The 3,982-nt window shown below is 68.5% G+C and carries 2 protein-coding genes and 1 pseudogene; 1 reads left to right on the top strand and 2 read right to left on the bottom strand.

The genetic code is table 11. The annotated features are described in order from the left end of the window. Window positions 1-94, bottom strand: a pseudogene (locus ABTZ94_RS36505) (CDP-glycerol glycerophosphotransferase family protein); the annotation flags it as partial. Between the two features lie 41 nt (window positions 95-135). Next, complete coding sequence (locus ABTZ94_RS36500) at window positions 136-1,179, bottom strand: hypothetical protein (protein ID WP_351207586.1); 1,044 nt, start codon at window positions 1,177-1,179, stop codon at window positions 136-138. A gap of 140 nt (window positions 1,180-1,319) precedes the next feature. Here ABTZ94_RS36500 and ABTZ94_RS36495 point away from each other — a divergent pair, with 140 nt between their 5' ends. Continuing rightward, on the top strand, window positions 1,320-3,941 hold the full coding sequence (locus ABTZ94_RS36495; RefSeq protein WP_351207584.1) for a valine--tRNA ligase: 2,622 nt from the start codon (window positions 1,320-1,322) through the stop codon (window positions 3,939-3,941). Window positions 3,942-3,982 lie beyond the last annotated feature (41 nt).

The following is a 3,982-nucleotide window of genomic DNA, read 5'->3' as shown; positions in this document are numbered from 1 at the left end:
AGCAGACTCCCCGGACCGTGCGGTACGTCTGCCAGTCGGGCGCGTGCACCACGATCGGGCGGTCCAGATGGGCGTAGTCGAACATCACCGACGAGCGCCCGGCCGGGCGCCCCTTTTCCGTATGCCGCAGTCTGATCAGACCTTGGTGCGGGACGTGTTGTAGAGCTTCGCGGCAAGGGCCGCGACATCCTCCGTGGGCATGGCCTTGTTGGTCATGGCCGCGCCGATGTCGATACCGAAGACGATGCCGACCGTGCTGTAGTCGGCCCAGATGCAGACCGGGGTGAGGATCTCCTTGGGCCCGTTCTGCACGGTGCCGTCGGCCTTCTCGTTGACCGTCTTCAGCGTCTGGCACTTCATCAGGGCGCCCTTGAACCCCGCGGGTTCGACGGTCTCGGGGGAGCCGACGAGGGTGACATCGCTGTTCTCCTCCTTCGCCATCTCCGTCTTGGCGCCCGCGAAGGCCGCGTCCAGCGTCTTCGCGGGGTCCTCGATCTCGCCCCACACGCCCTTGAGCATGAGTGCCTTCGAGGTGAGCGGGTTCTTCTCCACGTCACCGCTGGCGTACTGGGCGCCCACCTCGTTCGGCGACTTGATGCCCATGGCCTCGGACTCGGTCTTGTCCTTGCCTGTCATGGGCCCGGACGCGCCGCCGCCGCTCGCGCTCTTCTTGTAGTCGTCCACCGAGGCCGCCGGAGTCAACTTGTAGCCCTTGGTGTCGGACGAGACGTCGCCGTTGCCGCCGCCGGAGGTGAAGAAGTACACCCCGCCCGCGACGACCACCAGCGCTGCCACGGCCGCGCCGACGATCAGGCCGGTCTTCTTCTTCGGGGCCTCGGGAGGCATGCCGTAGCCCTGCTGGCCGCCGTACGGGGGCGTGGGCGGCTGCTGGCCGTACGGGCCCGGCTGCTGGGCCTGGGGGTAGCCGTAGCCCGGCTGGGGCGGCTGCTGCGGCGGGACACCCTGGGGGGCCTGCTGCGGGTACCCGTAGCCGGGCTGGCCCTGCGGGGACTGACCGCCGTAAGGACCCGGCTGACCGCCCTGCGGGGGCTGGGCCCCGTACGGGCCGGGCTGCTGGCCGTACGGGCCGGGCTGGCCCTGCGGCGGCTGGCCACCGTACGGTCCCGGCTGGCCCTGCGGCGGCTGCCCGCCGTACGGGCCCGGCTGGTTGTAGCTCATCTGCGGTGTCCCCTGTTCGTCATGCTTATGCGTTCCGAACATCCTGACGGAAGGTCCACCCGCGTGGACCACCGGGAGTGACACCGTTACTGAACAAACCGGTTTCAGTGCACGACTGTGACGGCCCTAAACTGTCCCCCGTGACCGAGAACACTCAGCAGACGCCAGCCAGCAACCCCGAACTGCCGACCCAGTACGCACCGGCCGAGGTAGAGGGGAAGCTGTATGAGCGCTGGGTAGAACGTGGTTACTTCGAAGCCGACGAGCACAGCGAGAAGCCCCCGTACTCCATCGTCATCCCGCCGCCGAACGTCACGGGCAGCCTGCACCTGGGGCACGCCTTCGAGCACACGCTGATCGACGCCCTCGTCCGCCGCAAGCGCATGCAGGGCTTCGAGGCGCTGTACCAGCCCGGCATGGACCACGCCGGCATTGCCACCCAGAACGTCGTCGAGCGCGAGCTCGGCAAGGAGGGCAAGTCCCGCCACGACCTGGGCCGCGAGGCGTTCGTCGAGCGCGTCTGGAAGTGGAAGAACGAGTCCGGCGGCCAGATCTCCGGCCAGATGCGCCGGCTCGGCGAGGGCGTCGCCTGGTCCCGTGAGCGCTTCACCATGGACGAAGGCCTGTCCACCGCCGTCCAGACCGTCTTCAAGAAGATGTACGACGACGGGCTGATCTACCGCGCCGAGCGCATCATCAACTGGTGCCCGCGCTGTCTGACCGCGATCTCGGACATCGAGGTCGAGTACCAGGACGACGACGGCGAGCTCGTCTCCATGACGTACGGGGACGGCGACGAGACCATCGTCGTCGCCACGACCCGCGCCGAGACGATGCTCGGTGACACCGCGGTCGCCGTCCACCCCGACGACGAGCGCTACAAGCACCTGGTCGGCAGGCAGATCAAGCTGCCGCTGACCGACCGCACGATCCCCGTCGTCGCCGACCACCACGTCGACCCGGAGTTCGGCACCGGCGCCGTCAAGGTCACGCCCGCCCACGACCCGAACGACTTCGAGATCGGCAAGCGCCACGACCTGCCGTTCCTCACGGTCATGGACGAGCGCGCGGTCATCACCGTCCCCGGCCCGTTCGAGGGACTCGACCGCCTGGAGGCCAGGTCCGCCATCGTCGGCGCGCTGCGCGCCGAAGGCCGGATCGTCGCCGAGAAGCGTCCGTACCTCCACTCCGTCGGCCACTGCTCGCGCTGCAAGACCACCATCGAGCCGCGCCTGTCCCTCCAGTGGTGGGTCAAGGTCGCCCCGCTCGCCAAGGCGGCCGGTGACGCCGTCCGTGACGGCAGCGTCAAGATCCACCCGCAGGAGATGGAGAAGCGGTACTTCGACTGGGTCGACAACCTCCACGACTGGACGATCTCGCGCCAGCTCTGGTGGGGTCACCGCATCCCCGTCTGGTACGGCCCGAACGGCGAGGTCGTCTGCGTCGGACCGGACGACGAGGTCCCCACGGGCGAGGGCTGGACGCAGGACAGCGACGTCCTGGACACCTGGTTCTCCTCCGGCCTGTGGCCGTTCTCCACGCTCGGCTGGCCGGAGCGGACCGACAGCCTCGCGAAGTTCTACCCGAACTCCGTCCTGGTCACCGGCTACGACATCCTCTTCTTCTGGGTCGCCCGGATGATGATGTTCGGCCTGTACGTCAACGACGGCGTCCCGCCCTTCAAGACCATCGTTCTGCACGGCATGGTCCGTGACGAGTTCGGCAAGAAGATGTCGAAGTCGTTCGGCAACGTCGTCAACCCGCTGGACTGGATGGACAAGTACGGCTCCGACGCGCTGCGCTTCACCTTGGCGCGCGGCGCCAACCCGGGCGTCGATGTCCCGATCGGCGAGGACTGGGTCCAGGGCTCCCGCAACTTCGCCAACAAGATCTGGAACGCCACGCGCTTCGCGCTGATGAACGGCGCCACGATCGAGGGCGAGCTGCCCGAACCGTCGCAGATGTCCGCGACGGACCGCTGGATCCTGTCGAAGCTCAACAAGACCGTCGCCGAAGTCGACGCGTTCTACGACGACTTCCAGTTCTCCAAGCTCAGCGAGGCGCTCTTCCACTTCGCGTGGGACGAGGTCTTCGACTGGTACGTCGAGCTGTCGAAGACCACGTTCTTCGCGGGCGGCGAGCAGGCGAAGGTCTCCGGCCGGGTCCTCGGCGAGGTCCTCGACGTGATGCTGCGACTCCTGCACCCGGTCGTCCCGTTCGTCACCGAGACGCTCTGGACCACGCTGACCGGCCGCGAGTCCGTCGTCATCGCCGACTGGCCGGCCGACTCCGGTTTCCGCGACGAAGCCGCCGAGAAGGAGATCGAGCTCGTCCAGCAGGTCGTCACCGAGGTCCGCCGGTTCCGCTCCGACCAGGGCCTGCAGCCCGGCCAGAAGGTCCCGGCCGAGCTCACCCTGACCGGCACGGCGCTCGCCCCGCACGAGGCGGCCATCCGCCAGCTGCTGCGACTGCAGCCCGCCGGGGACGGCTTCCACGCCACCGCGTCGCTGCCGGTCGCGGGGGCCACGGTCGCCCTCGATCTGTCCGGCACGATCGACGTCGAGGCCGAGCGCAAGCGCCTGACGAAGGACCTGGGCGCTGCCGAGAAGGAGAAGGCCCAGGCCAACGGCAAGCTCTCCAACGAGGCGTTCCTCGGTAAGGCACCGGACAACGTGGTCGACAAGATCCGTGGCCGGCTCGCCAAGGCCGAGGCGGACATCGAGCGGATCACCAATCAGCTGGCGAACCTGCCGCAGGGCTGATCACCCGCTGAGGGCGAAGCCCCCGTACTCCCGCTGCCGGG

Source organism: Streptomyces sp. NPDC002785 (assembly GCF_040295565.1).
In the GTDB taxonomy this organism is placed as follows: domain Bacteria; phylum Actinomycetota; class Actinomycetes; order Streptomycetales; family Streptomycetaceae; genus Streptomyces.
The sequence above is the reverse complement of the archived record's forward strand: the minus strand, read 5'-3'. Positions and strand labels throughout refer to the sequence as shown.